Consider the following 22,640-nt stretch of genomic DNA (forward strand, 5'->3'; position numbering starts at 1 on the left):
TCGCAATCCACACCGAAACCAGAGGCCCTCGCCTCGTTCAAGAACCACTCAAGGCGTGTCGCCCGTCACCAACGTCCCCGGACAGCACACCTAGGCCGCGCCCTCGACACCGGTCTCCTCGGCATCCCTCATCCGCTGCGCTCACCGCCGAAAGGAGGGCACATGCCCGGCCGCACACCCCCACCGCCACCTCCGCAGGAACTCCGCCGGGTCATGCTCTGGCGCGTGCGGCGCAACCCCCTGCGCCGCCGCAGCGACCTGCTCCAGGCATGGACCGGCCTCGGCCTGATCCTGGCCGCGCTGGCAGCCACTCCCCTCGCCATGTTCCTGGTCGGCGACGCCGCCCACCGCCACTACACCCACACCGCCCAGCACCAGGCCGAAACCCGCCACCACACCACCGCCACCCTCCTCGAGGACGCCCGGCGCCACCCCGAACCCGGCTCCGCCGAAGCCAAGAAGACCCGCTACCCGACCAAGGTCCGCTTCACCGACCCCAACGGGAACACCCGCACCGCCACCACCGACGTCCCGCCCGCCCTGCCCAAGGGCAGCACCATCCGCGTCTGGGCCGACACCGACGGAAAGATCACCGACCCGCCTCTGCCCCCCAGCCAGATCCGCAGCCGCGCCCTGGGCTCAGCCATCATCGCCGCCCCCGGCGTCCACGCCACAGCCGCCGCCGCGTACGGCACCGCCAGCCGCATCATCCAGCATCGCAACCTCGCCGCATGGGACACCGCCTGGGCCGAAACAGCACCCCGCTGGACCACATCGCCATAGGCCCCGACCCACCAAGCGGCCTCGCTGCGCTGCTGGTTCTCCAAACGCCTGGCTCCTCGGCTCCGCCCACGACCTGTCGGACTGGCTCGACGAACATCCCGTCGACCAGGCCGTGTCGAAAGTGGATCAGGGGGGTTGGCCGTGATGGGTGTCGCGCCAGGGCTGGGAGCGTCGACCAGCGCCTCCCCTCCCCCGGCGGAGATCCGCTGAACTCGCCGACAGAACCCAGCCGCAGACACGACGAAGTCGCCCCTTGCCCGCGCTTTTGCGCGGGCAAGGGGGCCAGTAGCTACTGGTCGTCGGTGCGGCGCGGTCGGGCGTTGACTCGGTCGACAGCGGCGCGAAGGCCCTTCCCCGGGTTGGGCTCCGTCGGGATGCCGAGCAACTGGCGCAGGTGGAACCAACCCCCTCGCCGTGCACGTCCGCCCGTTCACGGCTGGCTCGTTGCGGGCACGCCCTGCCTCAGTTCGGCTGTTCCGACTCGCGCAGGTTGAGCCCCATGGGGTTGTCCAGGGGAATGTCGCCCTCGCGTACCACGGCACGAGTCAGGGGGCGCAGGAGCCGGACGAGTTCGTCCGTCTCGCTGTCGCTGAGCGCGCCATAGGCGGTGGCGGCCAGCTGGTCGGTTCGTTCCTCGATCTGGGCCCTGAGCTGTTGTCCACGTCGGGACAGCTGGCCGTCCTCGAGGAGCCCTCTTTCTGTCAAGGCGTCACGTCTCGATGTCCACTCCGCTTCGTCGAAGTCGCGTGCAGACGTGTAGACATCGCGCGGGATGCCGCTCGAGGTCGCGTGGAGGACATGCGACTCGCGGCCGGCGATCCCCGCCGCGACCAGAGCCGCGATGTGACCGTCACCGCGGTGTTCACGCAGAAGCGTCGCGGCATGCCACAGTCGGGCAAGGGGCTCATCAGGTACCGGCAGGGAGCGGTTGGCGGCGAAGAGAGCTCGGCCTTCGAGGGGCGCCGATTGAGCAGCACGAGTGGCGAGCTCTGCGGCCCGTGCTACCTCTGCGCCGTCGGCTGCCGGGCCGAGTGCCCGGCGGAGCGCACGAACGGATCCTCGTGTGCGCGCTCCCAGGGCCTCGTGCGGGGGAGCAAAGTCCCAGGCCGCCGGCAGCGCGCGGCTTACCCGCGTGTAGGCGAAGTTGTAGAACAGCGCGTGCACGACGTCGGCGCCTACGCTGCCCAGGGGAGCAGCCCGTCCGGCGAAGTAGCCCATCCAAAAACCGCGGTAGCCCGCTGTCCTGAACTCTTCCAGCGGCTCGGGGGCGAAGTAGACGACGGCGTGGATCGGCTCAAGCAGCCGCCAGAGATCCCGAGCGACGTTAGGCCGGGTCGGCGTCGACATTGGCATTGGCATTGACATGGCAACCTTTTACGCCACGATCGAGGGCTGTGTCGCGCGCATCGAGATACCGATGGCTCGATTCAGGTGAGAGATGGGCAACCTGAATGCGGTCAAGCAAGCGTGCGCCGACTGGAGTACCGCCACAAAGGTCAACCGCCGGACAGGCCACATCTTGGCAACCGGTTCGAGGGCTGCCAGCCCCTGGCGCGGCTGCTGAACGGAGACGGCTGCGGTGGGCGCTCTCACAATCCTCGGGCCGTGGCCAGGTTCGTGAGCCGGGACGGAGGGGTTTTCGTCTCTGAAGCGCTGACGGCCGAGCCATCCGCCGCGCTCCACGCCGACTACGCGCTGGCCAAGCATGCTCTGGAATCGTGTGACCCCATCAGCCTCACATCTGACGGGCAAACGATCAAGTTTGCTCTGCGGCCGATCCGCTTCGGCGGCCCGAACTCGTCCGCTGTACGCATGGACGCCAGGTACCACGGAGTCCTCGTCAACGGCTACATCGCAATCGAACAACTCGGCAAGACCGTCGCCCTCACATACACCTTCTTCCAAGTCGGTGGAGGATCTTCGCAACTAGCTTTGTCGCGGATCAGGACGTTGGTGACGGCGCATAGTGGTGGGCAAGATGGCTGGCGAGGTCGCGAAGGTGAGCCCTGCCTTCGGTGGGGCCGTGCACAGTGATGGCGCTCCCGAACGGCAGTAGTGCTCGCACGTCCTCCAGATGTAGGAAGCGGATCGTTACCTTGTGGCCGGTGGCGGATTCTGCATGGTCGTCCCGGACGAGCCGTAGGCCCAAAGATCCGTTGCGCTCGTCTGGCTATCGCGGATCCGTCGTGGCTGGTCGGCTTCTTTCCACGTCGTGATCCGTTCGAGTCGGTACATCCGTGGCACTCGGGCACTGTCGGCGACGAAGTACCAGATGCCGGCCTTGGCGAACAGCCCGCAGGGATCCACGACCAGGTCGCGTGGGCCTGACTCGTGTGGGCTGTCGTACTCGATCCGTAGCCGACGACCTCGCCGCACTGCGCCGATCAGCGAAGCCGGAGTCGTGCCGAAAGCTTGTGCCTGACGCCAGGGGCGGCTGTCCACGTGCACTACGTCGGTGAGAGGCAGGAGCTCATGAACTCGACGTGGCTGTGCAGCGGCGATCTTGGAGAGCGCGCGCTGGCTTTCGACCGATGCGTTGAGCTCCGCACGTTGCTTCTCATCCAGCCCAGTGAGAACCGCCGCAGTCCGCCTCCGTCCGACACCGCCCCGTCACCTGCCTGGCGCCGGCGCCGTCGTACCGGCAGTTCCGCGCACTTTTCCTGCCAATGGCTCGTTGGGACACGCGAGACATCGATCGGCTCTGGCCCGCTGACCACTGCGGCAGACGGTAAGGGCCCGGCGTCCCGAAGCCGGGATGCCGGGCCCCCCTTACCGGGGCGCGATCAGGCGGGGCGGATGTTCTCAGCCTGCGGGCCCTTCTGGCCCTGCGTGACGTCGAACTCGACCTTCTGGCCCTCCTGCAGCTCGCGGTAGCCCTGGCTGGCGATGTTGGAGTAGTGGGCGAAGACGTCGGGGCCGCCGCCCTCCTGCTCGATGAAGCCGAAGCCCTTCTCGCTGTTGAACCACTTCACTGTGCCCTTGGCCATGACTGTCTCCTTTGAGGGAAACCGGACACGCACCGTGCGCGACCGGGAGGTGATCGCCCTGGTCCGGAGAGGCGCTGAACAGCAAGAACGCCCGTGAGGCGATCACGGGCGAACGGAACTTCGGAACCACGACTGCTGATCACAACGCTATAACGGCATGACGGAAGCCGCCAGCGAAAACGCGCCAGCATCCGGGCCGAGTTCGATGGAGCACCCCATCGGCTTCCTGCATGGCCGGCGGGGGCGGCGAGCGCTTCGGGGACACCGCCATCACCGCACTGGCTGGAGGCGGCCGGACGTCTCCGCAACGCGGGCATCAGCGTCCTCGGGCTCCACTGGACCGCCTGCGAGAAGCGGTAGTCGCTCCACGGGCCGGACTCTGTCTGCCCGGCGAAGGAAGCTGCCTCAGGGCCCTCTCAGCCCGCTTGCTCCTGAGCGCCGAGGACACCCGAGTCTCGACTACTGCGAGTGGACCAGTGCCGAGGCCCGCCGGGAGGCAACGAACGCCGGACAACACGACAGGGTGCACGAGATCTTCTCCAGCACCGGGCGAACGGTTCGGCCACGGAAGGTGGTACCGCTTTCACCTCCCTGTTCCCGGTCGCCGGCGTGATCCGATCGTGCCGAGGCACGCTGGGGGTGCCCCGCTCCGTCGGGAAAAGGAGATCGCACAGGCAATGGATCACCTGTCCCGCTCTCCGGGTACCGTCAGGGTATGAGTCATCCGCACCCCGAGCTGAAAGCCGCCCCGCCCCTTCCCGAAGGAGGGCTGCGGGTCATCGCCCTGGGCGGCCTGGGTGAGATCGGCCGCAACATGACCGTCTTCGAGCACGCGGGCAAGTTGCTCATCGTCGACTGCGGCGTGCTGTTCCCCGAGGAGACCCAGCCCGGCGTGGACGTGATCCTGCCGGACTTCACCTCGATCCGGGACCGGCTGGACGACATCGTGGCCGTGGTACTCACCCACGGCCACGAGGACCACATCGGCGGCGTGCCGTACCTGCTGCGCGAGCGGTCCGACATTCCCCTGGTCGGCTCCAAGCTGACGCTGGCGTTCCTGGAGGCCAAGCTCAAGGAACACGGCATCCGGCCGCGCACGGTGCGGGTGCGGGAGGGCGACCGGCGCGGCTTCGGGCCCTTCGACTGCGAGTTCGTGGCGGTCAACCACTCCATCCCCGACAGCCTCGCGGTCGCGATCCGCACCCGGGCCGGGATGGTGCTGCACACCGGCGACTTCAAGATGGACCAGTTCCCTCTCGACGACCGCATCACCGATCTGCGCGCCTTCGCCCGCCTCGGCGAGGAGGGCGTGGACCTGTTCCTCACCGACTCCACCAACGCCGAAGTACCAGGCTTCACCACCTCCGAGCGAGAGCTGAACCCGGCGATCGAGCAGGTGATGCGCACCGCGCCGCGCCGGGTCATCGTCTCCAGCTTCGCCAGCCACGTGCACCGCATCCAGCAGGTCCTGGACGCCGCCCACCAGCACGGCCGCAAGGTCGCCTTCGTCGGCCGGTCGATGGTCCGCAACATGGGCATCGCTCGTGACCTGGGGTATCTGAAGGTCCCGTCCGGTCTGGTGGTGAGCACGAAGGAGCTGGAGAAGCTCCCGGACCACAAGGTCACTCTGGTGTGCACCGGCTCCCAGGGCGAACCGATGGCCGCGCTGTCCCGGATGGCCAACCGTGACCACATGATCCGCATCGGCAAGGGCGACACCGTCCTGCTCGCCAGCTCCCTGATCCCCGGCAACGAGAACGCCATCTACCGGGTGATCAACGGACTCACGCGGTGGGGTGCCCACGTGGTCCACAAGGGCAACGCCAAGGTGCACGTCTCCGGGCACGCCAGCGCCGGCGAACTCGTCTACTGCTACAACATCGTCAAGCCGCGCAACGTCATGCCCGTACACGGCGAGTGGCGCCATCTGCGGGCCAACGGCGACCTCGCCATCCGTACCGGTGTCGACCCCGAACGGGTCGTCATCGCCGAGGACGGCGTCGTCGTCGACCTGGTCGACGGGCGGGCGTCCATCACCGGCAAGGTCCCCGCCGGCAACGTCTACGTGGACGGCATGGAAGTCGGCGGCGCCACGGAAGCGTCGCTCAAGGACCGCCTCACCCTCGCCGCCGAAGGCGTGGTCACGGTGGTGGCGATCGTCGACGCAGACACCGGCGCCCTCGCCGAGGCCCCCGACTTCCTGGCCCGGGGCTTCGTCCACGACGACGCCACCTTCGAGCCGGTCGTCCCCGTCATCGAGAAGACCCTGGCCACCGCGGCCGAGGAAGGCGTCGGGGACGCGCGCCAACTCGAACAGCTCCTCGCCCGCGCCGTGGCGAACTGGGCGTTCCGCACCCACCGTCGCAAGCCGCTCATCATCCCCGTCATCATCGACGCCTGAGCCGCGGCCCGGTAGCACGGTCCGCGGTTCCGGTGGCGGCCCGGCGAGCATCGAGGTCGGGCACGCCCGGACCGGACGGTGGCGAAGCGCCGGGCTCGACGAGGCGGATCGCCTCGCCGCGGGCGGCCGGCAGGTCCGCGAGGGAGTCGGTGTTGCGGACGACGGCCCTGTCGCCGCGCTCCAGGGCCGCCTGCGCAAACTCGCGGCCGAAGCCGCGGGAGGAACAGGTGACATGGCGGCGGTGCACCCCGCTCAGATGTTGCACAAGATCGGACAGCGTCCACTCGGGGCAGGTCGGCACCTGCACGTCGTGGCTGGGCACGACGGCGACCGCTGCCCGGAACACGACCGTCTGTGCGTCGTTCAGCCCGCAGCAGGACGGGGAACGAATGTCCTTGCCACGCGGATGCCTACCGTCACCCCGGACAACCGCAGTCGATTTTCACAGCAGTACAGCGGTACAGCGGCACGCAAGGCGCGCAACACCGGCCGCGTGCCCTCGGACAAGGAAGTGCCCTCATCCCGGAATTCCAGTTCGGCGCGCCACCGACCGAGCCCACCGCATCTGGGCCATTCCCCCAGGCGAGTCCCCGGCTACGCCCCGCCCGCAACGCGCGCATGGGCATGCGCACGTCGCGGGCCACTGCACGGGACGCGCGAGTGGACAGCGCGGGTGCCGGTGAAGCGGTCAGATCGCGGGACTCATCGATTCAGCCGCCGCTCTTGCGCCTGAACGACCGCTGGCTCGCAGCCGGGCCGTGCGCCGAACGCACCTTCGACGCATCGGACTTGGCGGCAACATCAGCGGCATCCGCCTGCGCACCGCGCTTGCGCGCCAGGGCTTCGCGGAACTTCCGCTTGAGGTCGTAGTTGCCGTCGCTGTCCGGCTCCAGAGGGGACGTCTCCGGGGCAGCCGGCTCCGAACCTTCCGTAGATACGGGCTCTGCGGTCATGGTGACCTCCTGGGTTCGGGGGGGGTGGGCAAGCACAGCTTGTCATGCCGGGGCCAGTGCGAGGCGCCGGCAACATCATCCTGCTCCGTTTCGGCGGGCATCCCTCTCGCGGCCAAAGGCGTTGACCTCGTAGGTGAGGCACACAGGACGGCTTCGGGCCGGGGCCGAGGGTTGTCGATCCCGTGGCCAGGCTGCCAGGGCAACGGCTCTCAGCCGTTGCGACGCACGAGGGCGGCCCTGCGGGCCTCGGCGAGCTTGCGTGCCTCGCCCGCCTTTCGGGACTTGCCGCCGGCGCCGCGGGAGGTGCCCTTGCTGGTGCCGAGGCCGCGGAAGGGAGCGTTGGTGTTCTTGGGTCGGGGGACGGCGGGCTCGCCGTCGAGCGGGATCCCGGAGGGAGTCTTGGCGCCGGTGATCCGGCTCAGCTCCGCCTCGCCCGAGCGCACCTTGGTGACGGTCGGCTCGATGCCGGCCCCGGCCATCATGCGGCTCGTCTCGCGGCGCCGGCCCGCCGGCACGAGCGTGACCACGCTGCCGGACTCACCGGCGCGGGCGGTGCGGCCCGCCCGGTGCACATAGTCCTTGGCATCGGTGGGCGGGTCGACGTTGACCACGAGATCGAGGTCGTCGACGTGCAGGCCACGGGCCGCGACATTGGTCGCCACCAGAACGGTGATCTGGCCGTTCTTGAACTGCGCCAGGGTCCGTGTGCGCTGGGGCTGGGACTTGCCGCTGTGCAGGGCCCCGGCGTGCACCCCGCTGGCCCGCAGATGCCGGGTGAGCTGGTCGACGGCGTGCTTGGTGTCGAGGAACAGCAGTACGCGGCCGTCGCGGGCGGCGATTTCCGTGATGACGGCGTAGCGGTCAGGGCCGTGGACGACCAGAACGTGGTGCTCCATCGTCGTGACGGTGCCCGCGGCCGGGTCGACCGAGTGGACGACGGGGTCGTGGAGGTAGCGGCGGACCAGTTGATCGACGTCGCGATCGAGAGTGGCCGAGAAAAGCATCCGCTGACCGTCGGGGTGCACCTGGTCGAGCACGTCGGCAACCTGCGGCAGGAATCCCAAGTCGCACATCTGGTCGGCCTCGTCCAGCACGGTGATTCTCACCCGTCCCAGGCGGCAGGCGTTGCGCTCGATCAGGTCGTGCAGGCGTCCGGGGGTGGCGACGACCACCTCGGCTCCCTGACGCAGCGCGGCGACCTGCCGGCCGATCGACGTTCCGCCGACGACCGTGGCGATCCGCAGCCGCAGTGCCTCGGCGTACGGCGCCAGCGCCTGGGTGACCTGTTGGGCCAGCTCCCGGGTAGGCACCAGGATCAGAGCAAGGGGCTGCTTCGGTTCCGCGCGCCGCCCGGCCGTCCGTGCGAGCAGCGGCAGGCCGAATGCGAGCGTCTTGCCTGATCCGGTGCGCCCGCGTCCCAGGATGTCGCGCCCCTCCAGGGCATCGGGCAGTGTGGCGGCCTGGATCGGAAAGGGTTCGCGCACCCCGAGTTCACTCAGTGTCCGCAGCACCTCCTTCGGCAGTTCCAGACCGGCGAAGGTGACGGCCGGGAGCAGCGCCGGGGTCGTTGCCCCAGGCTGGGCGGGACTGCCCTCAGCGATGCCGGAGTCATTGGGATGCTTCATAAACAGCCTTCCGCAAGGGAACTTACCGAGGAAGGCCCGGCAGGTTTGAACAGCCCATGCACAAGCCGAACAGAACAGACAGAATCGCCCACCGCGACGACCACGCAAACGCGCGATGTTAACACACGGCATAACCTCGCGCCGCTGATACCAATCGCCCCTGTGTACGGGGCTGGCGGCGGGTCGGCCTGGAACAACCGTTCCACTTGAAGAACGGCCGCACTCCACGAGCGGGTTGTCGAGCCACGCATCGAGCCTTACGAGCGGGGCGCCGGGCGGGGCAGCAGGCCCCTGCTGCGGGTGCAGCTCAGCAAGCCGGACGCCGTCCGGCCCCGCGCTGACCATTTGCTGACCCGGACGCGGCGGTCAACGCTTCGGCCTGCGGAAGATCCCAAACGCTAGATCTTGGACTTATGCATGGTGCGCAGCAAAGACGACGAGGAACACCCATGACCACCGCACCCGCCAGCCCCGACCCGACCATGGAAGCCATAAGCCAAGCGGGCACCGAAGGCCGAGCCGGTGACATCGCTTCTGCCCGCCAGAAGCTTCTGACCCTGTGGTCCGCGGTCGGTGTCACGGACGACCCGCTTCACCGCTGCTCTCTCGCTCACCGCCTGGCAGATCTCTATGAAGATCCCGCCCAGGCCCTTGCCCGGGACGTCCGGGCCTTGGGTGGCAGACTGCTGGCGCAGGCGCTCACGGCGCCAGGGTAGAGGAGACCACACACACGGAGCGCGCGGCGTCCAGCGGCTCCTGCAAGCCGGCCACCACGTAGCGAAGCCGGTGCCTCGCCAACCGGCACACCGCATCATTCCGCAGAAACGCGAAACTCGAATTCGGGACGGTCCCACGGCACGGCCGGCGGGTTCGCAAACGCGGTCCCGATCCGCACTGCACCGGCGCGGTGGTAGAAGTCCTCGGCGGGAAGATGCGACACAACCTTGACACGGTCGAGCCCGGCGGCACGGGCCTCGGACTGCATGTGCGCGACGAGCAGCCGTCCAATACCCCGTCCTTGCGCTTCGTCGGCGACGAACAGCAGGTCGAGCTCCGGTGGAGCGAGGACGAGCGAGTAGAACCCGAGGACCCGGTCTCCGTGCTCGTCGGCGCCGACGGCCACAAAGGTACGGTGGGCCTCGATGTAATCAGGACCCACCCTGTAGCCCGCGACTGCGGCTGCGTACTTACCCTCGTAGGCGCGTGAGCCACGCACGAGCCGCGTGAGCCGTTTGGCATCCCGCGCGACGGCCCTCCGTATCATGACCGGCTGGCTGATCGGGGAAGTGCGTGAACTCATCGGGAGAGTATTTCGCACCGGAGAGTGCCGCCGTGCGGCGGGTCGGCTGCTCGGGCAGGATTCCGGCACCGCTCCCGGGGAACCGCCTGCCCTGGCGCCGATCGACCAAGCCATTGCCGCCGCACCGACCGCCGCCGACAGCAACTGGGACGCCCGAACCGCTGCGGAGGAGCCAGAGAACGGGGTGGTCAACCGCTGCTTCCCCTGGGCCTGCCGCAGCGAGGGCCAGCCTGTGCAGGACGACTTCAGGCCGGCCTCGTGAGCCGCATCAGGAGACTCCGGACTTTGCGTCAGAAAACGGATGTGTCCGGGTTGATCGCACCAAGTCCCTGGGTCGTGTGTTGCGCATCGGCCGTATAACGCGTGCCGTCGCTGTCTCCTTGCTTCGGGTGGCTCCCAAGAGGACAACCCAGTGCAACGGCGCCCGAGCCGGCGTTGTAACCCACCTGTTCGGAAACCCCGCCAGCCCGCGCCCGCGGGGCTTCTCGTCGCACGCCGCTCTCACACGCCTATCACCGACTGCGTCGACTCCCCCAGACCAGGATGCCCTGACCTGGCATTACGCGCTCATCTTGGACTGGCCTGGACGCCCACGGGCGGTCTCTACAACCTGCCATGGGTGGTGCCACGGCGCAGACTCACCAGCGTGGTCAGCAGCCGGTCGACGAAGACGAACTTGTGCTTCGCCCCGGCTCCTACAGCCCGCCGCCGCGGCCAAGCCGTCAAGCGTGCCGGGTGCCGTTCGTGCCACAACGGCCCTACTTCAGCGATGAGTTCAGCGATCACCGTCGGCGACATCCCGGTGACCCGGTACTCCGCCACGATCAACTCACGCGCCCCAGTCCCCATCATGCGCAGTTCAACAGCTACCCACCACCGAGCCACGGCCCACCGTGCACCTTGTTAGAAGCCCTTGACGCTCCACTCCTGGACGCCCGCACGGTTGTTCGTCCACAGGGTCAGCCAGGTGCCGTCGGCCAGCGAATTGCCCTTGGGCGTGACGGCTTTGCCGAGCCGGTTGGTGATCGTGGCGCCGTCCGGCCCGAACAGCTGAGAGCTCGCCGAGCTGTTGCAGGTCCACAGGGTCAGCACGGCTCCGTCAGTACCCTCGGCGTCGCCCTGCGGGGTCAGGCACTTTCCACTCGCCTTGTTGACCAGGCGGCCGTTGACGTATGCCCAACGCTGGCTCTCGGCCCCGGTGCAGTGCCACACCGTGACGACGGTGCCGTTGGCAGTGCCGTCGCCCTGGGGTGTGGCGCAGACGAAGCCCGGTTTGTTGAAGTTGGACATCCACCCCCAGCCGTCGACCGCCTTACCGGCGTCGGGGACGATGGAGAACACCACGCGGTGCGGGCCGGCGGAGTCCTCCAGTGCCTCGTTCAGTCCCCACAGTCGCCGGGCGTTCCGGTCCCAGGACAGGCCTTGCGTCAGATACGGCGCCTGGGTGAGTACATGGGGGGCGTTGCCCTCACTGGCCACGTGGATGCAGGAGAAGCCTGACGGCCATGAGCCGGGGCAGTCGCCACTCATGTAGAAGTTCTCCCCGTCGGTGGCCGTGCCCTGCACGTTGTACACGGGCGTGGTGTAGCCCTCGGTGTGCGAAGCCACGCGGGTCGGCAGGCTCGAACCGAGCTGGGACAGCGGCCAGCGGACGATCCGGGCCCCGGCCCCCGACCGGTTCTCCACCGAGACCAGGGACGGCGTGGACGTCGACCGGTCGATGCTCAGGCTGCTCAGGCACAGAACTCCGTTGGTGGGGCCGCAGCTGCGAGGGTTGTCGTTGGGGAACGGGTGGCCGTTGGTTTCGTCGGGGTTGACGTCCGGCTTGGTGGTGTAGCGCGCCACCAGCGGCAGGGCCCAGCGGTGGTAGCGCGCCGAGGTCCGGCCGCCGCTCAGGCCGGTGGCGGAGGCGCTGGTGTCGCTCATTCTCCACAGGTGCCTGAGGTCGTACACCTGCAGTTCGACGCCGTTGGCCACGAACAGCCGGTCGCCGTACCAGGCGATGCCGTCCGCGTGCGAGCGGTGGGCCGGTACCTTGAAGTTGCCGTTGACGGGCTCCACGAGCGCCACATGGCCGTACGACACCTGATCACCAGTCGACTGAGCGATGGAGACGCGGGTGTACTCCTCATATGGGCTCTGGGAATCGCCCTGGACGTACGTCCCGTAGTACCAGGACGCGGCGTACAGGTGCCGACCGGCGTACAGGCCGTCGGCAGTCGCGTCGTGCGAACCGGAGAAGCCTTGCGGCATCCAGCCGCCGATCTTCGTGCCGGAGCTGTCCTTGTCCGTGTAGCCGGTCCGGTCGTCGGCGTCGTCCCAGCAGAAACCGTCGTACTTCAGGGTGCCGTTCAGCCCGGTGCCGTGACACAGGGACGGGCGGCCGGTACGGGAGCCCAGTACGTCGGTGACGGACGCCCTGGCGACGCCGGCCGATTCGGCGGAGGAGATGAGGCCGGACTTGTCTCCGTCCACGCGGGTCAGCGTGAAATCGGCGGAGAAGGAGTCCAGTGCGGGAGCCGCCTGAGCGGACTGCACGGGCAGCAGCAGGGTCGCGGTCAGGGTCGCCCCGACTGTGGGAAGTAGAAGGCGCCGTATGCGCTCGAACGCTTGTTTCACAGCGTGCAGGCTATAACCACAACTAGCGCCTGGGTGCGCGGCCTTGATGTCGGCGCGCGTGTCGGTTTTCTCGGTCTCTGTCCTCGCAGCATGGGCGAGCCGGTTGACGCACAGGGCCCGGGATTTGCGGCTCGCCCCGCTCGTCGGCTTGCTGCGCCCGGTTTGAGCGGCCCGCGGGGCGTGGACGATGGCGCCCTGATTGACCTCCGGAATCAGCCCGTACACGAGGATGCAGGAGGCGTCGATCCAGCCCGGCGAGTCCGGGTCGGTGGACTGCCGTGTCGCAACCCCGGGTGATGGCACGCCGGTCCAACTCCCAGACAGCCTCGGGGCCTCACTCGGCGAGTGTCTCCTTGGACTCCCATCGAATGCAGCATGCGAAGCAGAAAGGCTTCCTGCTGGCCCATCTCTTTCTGCCGTCACCTAGACCATGATCTCGGCCACAGGCCTTGCGACTTCGACCTGATGGGATCGTTCGCACGCTTGTCCCCAAAGAGAAGTCGCAGGTTTGTTACTACTCACCAGACGACGGACAGTCCTCGGCGCGATCGTCGCAGTTGTCCTCGGATCCGAAACCACCGCCACCAGCTACGTCGGCGGCTCTGACAGCCCGCCGCCTGTTCACGGTCCCGGCGCCCAGGCAGCAGCCGCAGCCGCCACGCCGAACACACCCAACGCTCCGGAGGCAGGCCCCGCCGTTTAGTGGCGGGAGACCCGGATGGCAGGCGGCAGCAGGTCCAGCACGGATATCAGAGGCGGTCACATCGGACTGGGCGTCACGATCATCGCCGTAATCGTCATTGCCGCGCGCGGGTAGCCGTCGCCCGCGCCGGGTCGCCCAGGGCGTCCACAAGGTGCCCCGCAGCGGCGGGCGGCCGTCGCTGTCCACGGCGTGCGGGTGATGGAAGGCGCCGTCCGACTGCTGCGAGCGCCCCATGAAATGCCCTGGCGCCCGCGATACCGCACCCCTGACGGTTGGGTGTGGAGCCTATGCCTCGGCGCGGGTCGTGCATTTCCGTAGTCGCGGAAGCCACCGCCGGCCCCGCCTCGGTGGTGGGCTTCGCCCGTCCAAACACCAACAGCCCTGCCTCGTCTCTGCGACAGGGCGCGAGCCACGCTCCATCCTTCACCGGACTCAGTCAGCCTTCCAGCTACGAGGGATTCCCATGGTCCCAGCGATCTCCAGATGCAGGCTCATACTCACAGCCGCTGCCACAGTGGCCGGACTCGTCGGCATCCTCCTCCTTCCGGCACCATCGGCAGCGGCCGCCGTCGGCAGCCTCTCCTGTGGCTCGTCGACGGATGTCCGCTACAGTCCCGGCCTGCAGGTCGCGCGGCAGACGGTTCATGTCACGGTGGACGGCAATCTCGCGCCGTGCACAGACACCAGCGGTCAGGGGATCACGGCAGGTTCGTACGGCGCACAGTTCCACGCGGTTCGTTCCTGCGCCGACCTCCTGACTCCGGCTACTGGCGAGTTCACCATCGACTGGAACGCCGGCACCCACGGATTCAGCAGGATCAGCTACAGCCGGACCGCCACGATCGTGGGCGGCACCATCGTCACCACAGAGGTCGGCACAGTGGTGGCAGGCGACTTCGTCGGACAGAGCACTCTGTTCCAGACCGTCGGCCCTCACAACCCTGTGGAATGCACGACCGACCAGGGTGTACGCCTGGTTCACACCAACGGCAACCTGACGATCACCCCTGCCTGAGCAGCCGGGCTCGAGGCCGGCACCCGGACTTCCGACGCCACCGCGGCCCCACACACAGCGCTCGTCGCGATACCCGACGACGTCGACCCCGGTGTCGTCTGGGCGCCACCGGCGGTCATCGAGGAGGCATCGGGCCCGATCGTGTACCTGCTCATGTCCTACAGCAAGGCTGAGGAGGTGTCCTACAGCAAGGCTGAGGAGGTGTCCGAGTACGCCGCTGCGCCGGCTCGCGAGCACGGACTCATCTGTTCGATCCGCAAGGAGAATGCCTTCACCTGTGAGCTGCTGACCGTGCTTTCAACGGGCAGACACGAGGAAGATGCCCGCAATGAGGAGGCCGCGCGGTAGGCCGTGGCGGTCTTCTCGTAGCGGGCGACTCGTAGCGGTCGTCGGCTGAGTGGCAGTGAACGTCAGGCCCGGACGCGGTGGACGGAGAGCGAGACAGCCCAGCTTCCGACACCAAGAGGCCACCGACGTTCATCTTGATGCTCGCCATAGAACAACATCCGAAGTGACGCCGAGACGACTCTCTCAGAAACCTGCGCAGCCACAAGGCCGAGGGCCGCAGCAGCGCCGCTGCCTTGCCGAGCCGCTCGAGCCGGCGGCGCATTGCGCGACGGTCACAGAGCGGTGTCCTCCCACTCCGCCGGCTGGTCATAGATCTTCTGCAGCAGTTCGGCGAAAGTGTCGCCCTCCAGGAGGACGGCGTTGTACTGCAGCGGGATCCGCTTGTCGTTGATCACCGCGGTGGGCGTACCGGGGCCTTCGGGTTCCTTCACTCCCCCGGCTTTCTCGTAGGTCTTCTCGGAGGCGGTGACGAAAGCGCGGTACTTCATGGATCTCACGGCCGCGTCGAACTTCGCGCTGCGCAGGCCTTCCACTTTGCCGGCCAATTGAAGCAAGTAGGCGTCGGTGTAGCCGTCGACGCTCTCCTCGGGCTGGTTGGCGTACAGCACCTCGTGGTACTCCGCGAACTTGCCTTCCTCCAGCGCGGCGCGCAGCGCGTTGACCGCCTTCTTCGAACCGCTGCCGCCGACCCGGTCGTCCAGGAAGGAGGCGAGGGTGTACTCGGCTTTGGCCCAGCGGTCGAGCAGCGCCTGCCGCAGTTGCGGACCGCCGCCGGTTGTCTCGAACTCCTCGCAGTACGGACACCGGGGGTCCTCATACAAGTGCACCTTCACCGGCGCGCCGGGATCGCCGACCGAGATGGTGATGCCATCCGCGCCGAGCCTTTCCGGCAGTTCCTCAACGCTCGCGAAGTCAGCCTCGTGCTCCGCCGCCCGCTGCCCGCACCCCGCCATCAACAGCACCGCGGCCGCGCACAGCACAGCCCACCGGCCCCCACGCACCATGCGTCATCCCCTCCACTGAGAACAGCGTGACCTTAGATCATCAGTGCGAAAACCGCACCAGCAAGAACCCACCACCACGCCCGCCCGCAGGTGCTGTGCCGGCGCAGTCTCCCCAGGTGGGCGCCTCCCACCGGCCTTGGCGGCCGGCGCCGCCCCGTGACTGTGGCAGGCCCGTGTGCCCGGCACGGATCTCCGACGCCTGCTCGGCGAACGTCACATCCCCCACGTGGTGCACCCTCTCGATTCACCACTCCGAGGCTCCGACAGGCCCCAAGGCTTTACGCGGGCGCGCCTACGTGATCAGCTTCGGCCTGTCATGAACAGGCAGCCTCTCGGAGGCTGTGGGGAAGGGAAGAGCGCGCCGATGCGCAGCGCCACAGAAGAAGCAACTCAGCCGTGCCCGGAGTGCGGGGCCGAGATCCGTGCGGACAGCCGATTCATCGCTTGGTGCGCCGTATGTGACTGGAACGTGGATCCGGCAAGGCCGGAGGAGAAGCAGGGACGGCTGGAGAGGGCGCGGCGCAGCCTGGCCCGCCGGCACGGTGAGAAGCTGCTCGCTGAGGTGACCACCGGTGGGACGCTGAGCCCAGGGCGGGACGCCCCCGCGCTCTTCGCCTACGCGATTGCGCTTGGCGTTCATGGCGTGACCCTGGCCTTGGTGGCGGGTGGGATCTGGTGGGTCGTGAGCGGATGGGGCGGTGCCGGGATGGTGCTGGGCCTGTTCCTCCTGGCGCTTGCGTGGCCGCTCCGGCCGCGGCTGCCTGGGCTGCCCAAGGACGGGCCACTTCTGCACCGTGCCGAGGCGCCTGAGCTGTTCGCGCTGATCGACGAGGTCGCCCGCGTGGCCGGCACCCGTGGTGTGGACGTGATCGCTGTTGACGCGGAGGTCAATGCGGCCGTTACGACCTACGGCCTGCGCGGTCGTCGTCTGCTGACGCTGGGGCTGCCCCTGTGGGAGATCCTCGCGCCGCAGCAGCGGATCGCGCTGCTGGGCCATGAGCTCGGCCATTACAGCAACGGGGACACCCGTCACGGGCTGGTCGTTGCTACCGCGTACCGTTCGCTGAGCACCTGGCGCTACTACTTCACCCCGATCGCGAATCCGTCTCCCATCGAGATGGTCGTCAACCTGGCCTGCATCGTGCCGTACTCGCTGCTCCAGGGCATGCTGATGCTGCTGGACCAGCTGACGCTGCGCGCCGCTCAGCGCGCCGAGTATCTCGCCGACTCCGTGGCCGCCCGTGCCGGCTCCACCGACGCCGCGGTGGGGCTCATGGACCGGCTCCTCGTCGCGGACTCGGCCGTCAACACCCTGCGGCGCGAGGCCAACAAGCCCGGGGCCGCACGGCGCGGCACCGGGCAGGGCGAGGACCGGGGCGACGAGCTGTGGGGACACCTCGCCGCCCACATGGATTCGGTCCCGGAGTACGAGTACGAGCGTCAGCGGCGTGTCGGCGCCCTGAGGGGGCACAGCGTCGACTCGACCCATCCGCCGACTCATCTGCGACGGGAGTGCCTGCTCGCTGGCGCGCTCGCGCCTGCGGCCGTGGTGGTGGACGGCGACCGCGAACGCCGCATCACCGCAGAACTCACCGACGCGCGCAGCACGGTGGCCCGAAAGATCATCCGGGACGGCTTCGGCGGTTAGGGCCCTCGGCCCGGCCCCTCGGTCGACGCAGGATTGCAGGAAGCCGGTCATGGCCGACAGGTCAGCAGCTCGCTGACGTGCCGTGGGCGGGCTGATGGGGCGGGCTGGCAGCAGTTCATGAGCTGCTGGGCCGGTGCGTCGGGAGGAAACGCCGTCGTTTCCGGTGGCTTCCCCATGGGGGCTGACCTGAGAGATCGGCCAGTGCCCGGTGTGGGGGCACCTCGGCCCACCCCTGGAGGCACCCGTCGGGCCGTGGCGAACGCCACCGGGCGTGCCTGGTGTTCACCTGTCGGAACCGGTTTCGGCGGCGCAGCGGCGGATCAGGTCGGTACGCGAGGTGATCCCCAGGCGCTCGAAGATGCGACGCAGGTGATAGTCGACGGTGCGTGGGCTCAGGAACAGCCGGGCTGCCACCTCCTTGTTGGTCGCGCCTTGGGCGACCAGCCGGACGATCTGGCGCTGACGGGAGGTCAGGCCTTGGCAGCGGGCTTCCAAAGCGGGGCCCCCATCCTCAGCGGGAGCCCCGTCCTCCGCAGGGTCCCAGTCGCCCCCGGTGGCACGCAGCTCGGCCCGGGCCCGGTCGAGCCACAGCCGCGCGCCGTGTCGGCGAAAGATGTCGGCCGCCTCTCGCAGCTGGGCGCGGGCGTCCGCCCGTCGGCGCTCGCGGTTGAGGTACTCGCCGTAGAGCAGGCTGGTGCGGGCCAGTTCCAGTTCGCGATCGCCGATCGGGTGCAGACGCAGAGCGCGCCGGAAGTGTTGCTCGGTGTCGCCGGTTTCCAGCAGGGCGCGGCAGCGGGCCGCCAGCGCGGTCGGCCATCCCCGGCCGACCGCCTCCGCCCATGGGGCGAAAGCCGCCGCGGCGCCCTCCGCCCGTCGCCGGTCCCCGGCGCGGACGGCGGCCTCCACGTAGCTGGGCACGGCCTCGATCGCGACACCGGGATGTCCGAGCCGCGTACGGACGAGCCGGCGCAGTCTGGCAGCCGCCGCGGCCCAGTTTCCGGAGGCGAGATCGAGGTGGGCCAGGCCCCACAGGCCCAGGGCAGAAGCGAGGCCCAGGCCGTGCGCCTGTGCTTCGCCGACGACGCGGTCCTCGTACTGCCCGCAGGCCCCGGCGTCTCCGGTGATACCGGCTGCGAGCATCAGAATCCCCATCAGATTGCGGAGACAGGTGAGGTGTCCCGTTTCGCGGGCGAGCCGCAGCGCCTCGGTGGCGGTGAGCGCCGCGGTGTCCGGTCCGCTCAGCCAGCACTCCGGATACGCGAGGTACTGCAGCGCGTGCACCGTCATCGGTGCGTCACCTGCCGTGCGCGCCAACTCCACCGCGCGGGTGGCCAGCGCACGCGCGCGGGCGTCGTCGGCGATGAACAGCGCACCGTGCGACGCCCAGGCGAGCAGCAGGGGATCGTCCATCTGCCCGGCCGTATCGAGGCGCTCGCGCAACCGGGGCACCGCGGCCTCCGGCTGACCTTGCAGCGCGTCGGCGACCGCCAGCAGAACGTCGACGGCCAGTCGGCCCGCGTGCTGTTCCTTCCGCGCCGAGCCGTTGAGCACCGCCGAGGCGCGCCGGCCGGCCTGCACGGGTAAGGCTGCGTTTCCCGCGTACAGGCCCGCCTCCCCCGCTGACACCAGCGCCTTGACGGCCAGCGACGGGTTGTCACCGGCCAGCAGGTCGGCGGCGGTCAGGAGAGCGTCGTAGGCGTCCGGTGCCGCGGCGTGGTGGAGGGCGATCATGCCTTTCAGGTAGGCGATGTGCCCCCGTAAGGACGGCTGATCCGTGCCGACCAGGGTCTCGGCCTGTTCCAGCAGCCGGGCCGCCCGCCGCGGCCGTCCGGCGCGTTTGCTGAAGTCGGCCGCGGCGACCAGGCGGCTGGCGCGGCGGCCGTCCTCGTGCGTGAGCTGGGCGGAGCGTTCCATGAGCGCCGCTGCGTGCGCCGGATTGCCGTGCCGACGGGCGTATGCGGCCTGACGGTCCAGTTCGTCGGCCAGGTCGGCGTCGGGCTCCGACAGCAGGGCGGCCTCGTGCCAGTAACGACGGTCGTCGTGCGTGTCGGCGAGCACTTGCGCCAGCGTGGCGTGTGCCCAGTGCCGGTCGGCGAGGTCCGCTGCCTGCCAGATGGCGCGGCCGAGGTCGTCGTGCCGTAAGGAGATCAGGGTCTTGGAGGTGGTGAGCAGGCCGGCGGTCTCGGCCGGTTTCAGGGCCGACGGGTCGATGTCCGTCCGCTGGGCGGCACGGGCGAATGTCAGGGGGTCCAGGCCCGGTTCCGCGGCCAGCAGCAACAGCAGCCGCCGGCAGTCGTCGGGAAGCCGGCGGAATTCGGCGAGCCGGCGGCCCGCCAGGCGAGACGGCAGGGGCAGGGGGTCCGGCAGCCGGGACAGCCGGCTCAGCTCCGTGGGGGTGAGCGTCCGCAACAACTCCAGCAGGATCAGGGGGTTGCCGCCGGCTGCGTGGAGGAGCACCTCGCGCACCGGGAGTGCCACCTGAGAGGACCGGATGCGCGCGATGAGCCGCAGGCAGTCCTGGTCACTCAGACCCGCGAGCCGGAGTACGGGCACTCCCGATCCGGCGGCGCACCGATCGCTCTCCGTCCCGGCCAGGATCAGGACCCTCTCGGTGCTGATCCGGCGGGCCACGAAGCCTAGGGCGAACCGGGACTCGGCGTCGACCAGGTGCAGATCGTCCACGACGACCAGCACCGGACAGCGGCGGCCGGCCCTCGCAAGCAGCGCCAGCACGGCGCCGCCGACGAGCGAGCGCTCCTCGGACGGCGGCACGGGCCCGAGCAGCAGCCGCTGAAGCACTTCACGGCATTGCGCCGGCAGTTGAGGGAGGTCGGAGGCCAGCGGCCTGATCAGCCGATGCACCGTTCCGTACACCAGGTTCTGTTCGGCCGGTACTCCGTCAGCCCTGATCGTGCGGAAGTCGTGGGCCAGTTGGGATGCGTACCGCAGCATTGCAGTCTTGCCGATCCCGGGGTCACCGGTGAGGAGCAGGGCGCCTCCGCCGTTTGTGCGGCAGGCGTGGATCGCCGCCGCGAGCTGTCGGCGCTCGGCCTGTCTGCCGATGATGGGGGGTTGCTCGGTGCCGTACGTCATGACGCACGCTCCCGGCTCGACGCCTCAGGTCGAGAATAATGGCTATTCTCGACGGGTAGCGCAAGAGCCGGAGCGCCCGAAGTGCCGTTCTGCGGGGGCCTGTTGGATCCTGGCGGCACGGTTAGGCTTGGTTCGTGGCAGAGCCTGATTCTTTCGCAAAACAGTCCGGTGCCCTGATCCGTGACCGGCTGATCGAGGCGGCCGTTCACGAGTTCGGTGAGCAGGGCTACGACCGAGCGCGGGTGCAGGACATAGCCCGTCGTGCCGGGCTCTCCACCGGTGCGATCTACGGCAACTTCAGGAACAAGGCCGACCTGCTTGCCGAGGCGGTCGACCGCGGTCTGGCGGCTGCCGCACGCAAGTTGGTCGAGGCGCTCGACCGCGGAGCGGCCTCCACCGACCTGCTCGAGATGGTCGCCACCGACCTCTCCGATCCCCGTCGGCGCACGTGGGCGCCTCTGGTCAGCGAGGCGCTCGCCGCCGCGCGGAGGGACGACGAGGTCGCCCGAAGGGTCCACGCCGCCTTGCGCAGGGCGGAGGACAGGTTGACGGAACTGGTCGAACTCGCGCAACGGGACGGCTCACTTGCGCCCGAGGTCGACGCCGCCGCTTGCGCCCGCCTGGTGCTGTGTGTGTCCCTCGGGCTGGACGTACTCACCGCCCTGGACTTCGAGGGCCCTGACCGCAAGGCATGGACCGCACTGGTGCACAGGCTCTTCGCCGGGCTGGCTTCAGGTGCTGCCCGCACCGTGACCGCCGCACGGCGCTCGCCCGGGGGGCATCCGCGGCGCAGCATCAGCTGAATCAGGAGACGCCGTCACCACGAATCGGTGAAGTCGCCGGTGTTGCACCGGCCCGCGCGACGAGCACCGCCGAGTCGACGCTGGTCAGCAACTCGAACGGCAATCTCCCCGTTTTCACTGCGGGCGCGAAACGGTTGACAGCAAAAAGGCCGCACGTCACTCTACGGTCAACCAAGCGAGGCAATTATCGGTGAGGGAGAACCCCCTCGATATGCGCTGTCCGCTCCTGAGGAATTGACCGTCACGCATTCCTGTCCAGGCAAGAACAGCTGCCGCCGCCGGTCAACGCCCATTTTCCGTGCGTACCGGCAGATCCGGAGAAACCTCTTTCCAGCAAAGGAGGGAAATCATGCTGCACCGAAAACACGCGGTGCGTGCCGCCATCATGGCCATGGCCATGGCCCTGGCGGCCGGCGCCGTGCCCCCGGCCCTCTCGGCCGCCGCTGCTGCCCCCAGCGAGTCCCCGCAGTACCGCGGCCCGCAGGTCACGACCGTACGGTACGGGCCCATCACCATCCCGGCCGCTTCGGGGCACGACCACGGGGAAACGCGGAACCGACTCTCTTTCAACGTCCAGAAGCCGTGCGACGACTGCTTCATCACCGGATTCAAACCCAATCTGGTGTACGCGGACGGGTCGAACGCCAACGTCAACACGGGCCCCATGCTGCACCACATGGTGATGGGAAACCACTGGAAGAACGACGTCGTCTGCAACGGTCCGCAGCGCATATTCGCCTCCGGCAACGAGCGGGTGGAGAGCATCCTGCCCGCCGGATACGGCATCAAGGTCGGCAGAGGCGAGCGGTGGAACATGCTCTACGACATGATGAACCACGCCCCGGAGAAAAAGACGGTATACATCTCCGTCACCTACACACATGAACCCGCCACGGGTTCGCGGCTCAAGCCGGTGACACCGATCTGGATGGACGCGGGCGGATGCCTCGGCAGCGCCTACGACGTTCCGCAGGGAGTCAGCGAAAAGACCCGACGGTGGCGGTCCACGATCTCCGGGACGCTGGTGCACATGCGCGGCCACCTCCACCACGGCGGCCACTCGGTGCGGACCGAGAACCTCACCACCGGCAAGCCCTTGTGCACCATCGTGGCCGAGGAAGGCGGCAGCCCCGAGTTCATCGACCTGCACGGAAACACCGAGATCTCGGACATGCCACCGTGCAGCGGTGACCCTCTCGGCACGATCCACCGGGGAGATGTCCTGCAGATCACCAGCAGGTACGAGAGCTCGGGGCACTCACACGGCGACGTCATGGGGATCATGGCCGGCTGGGTGGCCCAGAACTGATCCACCTCAGGCGGTGGGGCACGAGCGCGCGCCCCGCCGCCCCACCGCC

Annotated in this window: 19 protein-coding genes and 1 pseudogene; 10 read left to right on the forward strand and 10 right to left on the reverse strand. The window is 68.8% G+C overall.

Annotation, left to right across the window (positions count from 1 at the left end; genetic code table 11):
* Window positions 1-162: 162 nt before the first annotated feature.
* Window positions 163-783 (forward strand): Rv1733c family protein, encoded by a 621-nt coding sequence (locus ACZ7L6_RS41960; RefSeq protein ID WP_471933561.1) that lies wholly within the window; start codon window positions 163-165, stop codon window positions 781-783.
* Between the two features lie 462 nt (window positions 784-1,245).
* On the opposite strand, the gene ACZ7L6_RS41965 is transcribed toward ACZ7L6_RS41960, so the two are convergent.
* Window positions 1,246-2,130: an SCO6745 family protein gene (locus tag ACZ7L6_RS41965; RefSeq protein WP_471933563.1), complete on the reverse strand. Its 885-nt coding sequence runs from the start codon at window positions 2,128-2,130 to the stop codon at window positions 1,246-1,248.
* A gap of 258 nt (window positions 2,131-2,388) precedes the next feature.
* On the opposite strand from ACZ7L6_RS41965, the gene ACZ7L6_RS41970 reads away from it, so the two are divergent.
* The gene (locus tag ACZ7L6_RS41970) at window positions 2,389-2,817 is read left to right on the forward strand and encodes a hypothetical protein (RefSeq protein WP_471933565.1); all 429 of its coding nucleotides are present in this window, start codon (window positions 2,389-2,391) and stop codon (window positions 2,815-2,817) included.
* Between the two features lie 57 nt (window positions 2,818-2,874).
* Here ACZ7L6_RS41970 and ACZ7L6_RS41975 read toward each other — a convergent pair whose 3' ends face one another.
* Both ACZ7L6_RS41975 and ACZ7L6_RS41980 read right to left on the reverse strand, forming a co-directional pair.
* Window positions 2,875-3,231, reverse strand: a complete 357-nt coding sequence (locus ACZ7L6_RS41975) for a WYL domain-containing protein (protein WP_471933567.1) — start codon at window positions 3,229-3,231, stop codon at window positions 2,875-2,877.
* A 335-nt stretch (window positions 3,232-3,566) separates the two neighbouring features.
* Window positions 3,567-3,770 (reverse strand): cold-shock protein, encoded by a 204-nt coding sequence (locus tag ACZ7L6_RS41980; RefSeq protein ID WP_014670069.1) that lies wholly within the window; start codon window positions 3,768-3,770, stop codon window positions 3,567-3,569.
* 715 nt (window positions 3,771-4,485) lie between these two features.
* Here ACZ7L6_RS41980 and ACZ7L6_RS41985 point away from each other — a divergent pair.
* Window positions 4,486-6,171, forward strand: a complete 1,686-nt coding sequence (locus ACZ7L6_RS41985) for a ribonuclease J (protein WP_471933569.1) — start codon at window positions 4,486-4,488, stop codon at window positions 6,169-6,171.
* On the opposite strand, the gene ACZ7L6_RS41990 is transcribed toward ACZ7L6_RS41985, so the two are convergent.
* The 3 genes from ACZ7L6_RS41990 to ACZ7L6_RS42000 form a co-directional block, all read right to left on the reverse strand.
* A complete protein-coding gene (locus ACZ7L6_RS41990; RefSeq protein ID WP_471933571.1) occupies window positions 6,158-6,493 on the reverse strand; it encodes a hypothetical protein in 336 nt (111 codons plus the stop codon). The two genes, ACZ7L6_RS41985 and ACZ7L6_RS41990, sit on opposite strands and share 14 nt — an antisense overlap.
* Window positions 6,494-6,881: 388 nt before the next feature.
* Window positions 6,882-7,124: a DUF5302 domain-containing protein gene (locus ACZ7L6_RS41995; RefSeq protein WP_053663526.1), complete on the reverse strand. Its 243-nt coding sequence runs from the start codon at window positions 7,122-7,124 to the stop codon at window positions 6,882-6,884.
* A 209-nt stretch (window positions 7,125-7,333) separates the two neighbouring features.
* Complete coding sequence (locus ACZ7L6_RS42000) at window positions 7,334-8,749, reverse strand: DEAD/DEAH box helicase (protein WP_471933573.1); 1,416 nt, start codon at window positions 8,747-8,749, stop codon at window positions 7,334-7,336.
* Between the two features lie 449 nt (window positions 8,750-9,198).
* Between ACZ7L6_RS42000 and ACZ7L6_RS42005 the strand changes: the two are divergent.
* Window positions 9,199-9,423 (forward strand): annotated as a pseudogene (locus tag ACZ7L6_RS42005) (hypothetical protein); the annotation flags it as partial.
* A 137-nt stretch (window positions 9,424-9,560) separates the two neighbouring features.
* On the opposite strand, the gene ACZ7L6_RS42010 reads toward ACZ7L6_RS42005, so the two are convergent.
* Window positions 9,561-10,049, reverse strand: coding sequence for a GNAT family N-acetyltransferase (locus ACZ7L6_RS42010; protein WP_471933575.1), 489 nt, complete (start codon window positions 10,047-10,049; stop codon window positions 9,561-9,563).
* Between ACZ7L6_RS42010 and ACZ7L6_RS42015 the strand changes: the two genes are divergently transcribed.
* Window positions 10,012-10,311, forward strand: coding sequence for a hypothetical protein (locus ACZ7L6_RS42015; protein WP_471933683.1), 300 nt, complete (start codon window positions 10,012-10,014; stop codon window positions 10,309-10,311). The two genes, ACZ7L6_RS42010 and ACZ7L6_RS42015, sit on opposite strands and share 38 nt — an antisense overlap.
* Window positions 10,312-10,952: 641 nt before the next feature.
* Here ACZ7L6_RS42015 and ACZ7L6_RS42020 read toward each other — a convergent pair.
* Window positions 10,953-12,668, reverse strand: a complete 1,716-nt coding sequence (locus ACZ7L6_RS42020; RefSeq protein ID WP_471933577.1) for an RICIN domain-containing protein — start codon at window positions 12,666-12,668, stop codon at window positions 10,953-10,955.
* Between the two features lie 1,217 nt (window positions 12,669-13,885).
* Between ACZ7L6_RS42020 and ACZ7L6_RS42025 the strand changes: the two genes are divergently transcribed.
* Window positions 13,886-14,386 (forward strand): hypothetical protein, encoded by a 501-nt coding sequence (locus ACZ7L6_RS42025; protein ID WP_471933579.1) that lies wholly within the window; start codon window positions 13,886-13,888, stop codon window positions 14,384-14,386.
* Window positions 14,387-14,539: 153 nt separating this feature from the next.
* Window positions 14,540-14,734: a hypothetical protein gene (locus ACZ7L6_RS42030; RefSeq protein WP_471933581.1), complete on the forward strand. Its 195-nt coding sequence runs from the start codon at window positions 14,540-14,542 to the stop codon at window positions 14,732-14,734.
* A 272-nt stretch (window positions 14,735-15,006) separates the two neighbouring features.
* On the opposite strand, the gene ACZ7L6_RS42035 is transcribed toward ACZ7L6_RS42030, so the two are convergent.
* Entirely contained in the window at window positions 15,007-15,738 is a 732-nt protein-coding gene (locus tag ACZ7L6_RS42035) for a DsbA family protein (protein ID WP_471933583.1), read from the reverse strand.
* Between the two features lie 469 nt (window positions 15,739-16,207).
* Here ACZ7L6_RS42035 and ACZ7L6_RS42040 point away from each other — a divergent pair, with 469 nt between their 5' ends.
* A complete protein-coding gene (locus tag ACZ7L6_RS42040; protein WP_471933585.1) occupies window positions 16,208-17,386 on the forward strand; it encodes a M48 family metallopeptidase in 1,179 nt (392 codons plus the stop codon).
* A gap of 282 nt (window positions 17,387-17,668) precedes the next feature.
* Here the strand turns inward: ACZ7L6_RS42040 and ACZ7L6_RS42045 are convergent, their stop codons facing one another.
* On the reverse strand, window positions 17,669-20,479 hold the full coding sequence (locus ACZ7L6_RS42045; RefSeq protein ID WP_471933587.1) for a helix-turn-helix transcriptional regulator: 2,811 nt from the start codon (window positions 20,477-20,479) through the stop codon (window positions 17,669-17,671).
* A gap of 134 nt (window positions 20,480-20,613) precedes the next feature.
* Between ACZ7L6_RS42045 and ACZ7L6_RS42050 the strand changes: the two genes are divergently transcribed.
* Window positions 20,614-21,282: a TetR/AcrR family transcriptional regulator gene (locus tag ACZ7L6_RS42050; protein ID WP_471933589.1), complete on the forward strand. Its 669-nt coding sequence runs from the start codon at window positions 20,614-20,616 to the stop codon at window positions 21,280-21,282.
* A 349-nt stretch (window positions 21,283-21,631) separates the two neighbouring features.
* Window positions 21,632-22,591: a hypothetical protein gene (locus ACZ7L6_RS42055; protein WP_471933591.1), complete on the forward strand. Its 960-nt coding sequence runs from the start codon at window positions 21,632-21,634 to the stop codon at window positions 22,589-22,591.
* Window positions 22,592-22,640: the final 49 nt, after the last annotated feature.

It is taken from the genome of Streptomyces sp. NPDC107522 (assembly GCF_055657525.1).

Bases quoted from the DNA above. Each gene is read 5' to 3' on its own strand.
- ACZ7L6_RS41960 (WP_471933561.1), top strand. From the start codon at position 163: ATGCCCGGCCGCACACCCCCACCGCCACCTCCGCAGGAACTCCGCCGG.
- ACZ7L6_RS41965 (WP_471933563.1), bottom strand. From the start codon at position 2,130: ATGTCGACGCCGACCCGGCCTAACGTCGCTCGGGATCTCTGGCGGCTG.
- ACZ7L6_RS41980 (WP_014670069.1), bottom strand. From the start codon at position 3,770: ATGGCCAAGGGCACAGTGAAGTGGTTCAACAGCGAGAAGGGCTTCGGC.
- ACZ7L6_RS41985 (WP_471933569.1), top strand. From the start codon at position 4,486: ATGAGTCATCCGCACCCCGAGCTGAAAGCCGCCCCGCCCCTTCCCGAA.
- ACZ7L6_RS41995 (WP_053663526.1), bottom strand. From the start codon at position 7,124: ATGACCGCAGAGCCCGTATCTACGGAAGGTTCGGAGCCGGCTGCCCCG.
- ACZ7L6_RS42000 (WP_471933573.1), bottom strand. From the start codon at position 8,749: ATGAAGCATCCCAATGACTCCGGCATCGCTGAGGGCAGTCCCGCCCAG.
- ACZ7L6_RS42015 (WP_471933683.1), top strand. From the start codon at position 10,012: ATGACCGGCTGGCTGATCGGGGAAGTGCGTGAACTCATCGGGAGAGTA.
- ACZ7L6_RS42010 (WP_471933575.1), bottom strand. From the start codon at position 10,049: ATGAGTTCACGCACTTCCCCGATCAGCCAGCCGGTCATGATACGGAGG.
- ACZ7L6_RS42030 (WP_471933581.1), top strand. From the start codon at position 14,540: ATGTCCTACAGCAAGGCTGAGGAGGTGTCCTACAGCAAGGCTGAGGAG.
- ACZ7L6_RS42035 (WP_471933583.1), bottom strand. From the start codon at position 15,738: ATGGTGCGTGGGGGCCGGTGGGCTGTGCTGTGCGCGGCCGCGGTGCTG.
- ACZ7L6_RS42045 (WP_471933587.1), bottom strand. From the start codon at position 20,479: ATGACGTACGGCACCGAGCAACCCCCCATCATCGGCAGACAGGCCGAG.
- ACZ7L6_RS42055 (WP_471933591.1), top strand. From the start codon at position 21,632: ATGCTGCACCGAAAACACGCGGTGCGTGCCGCCATCATGGCCATGGCC.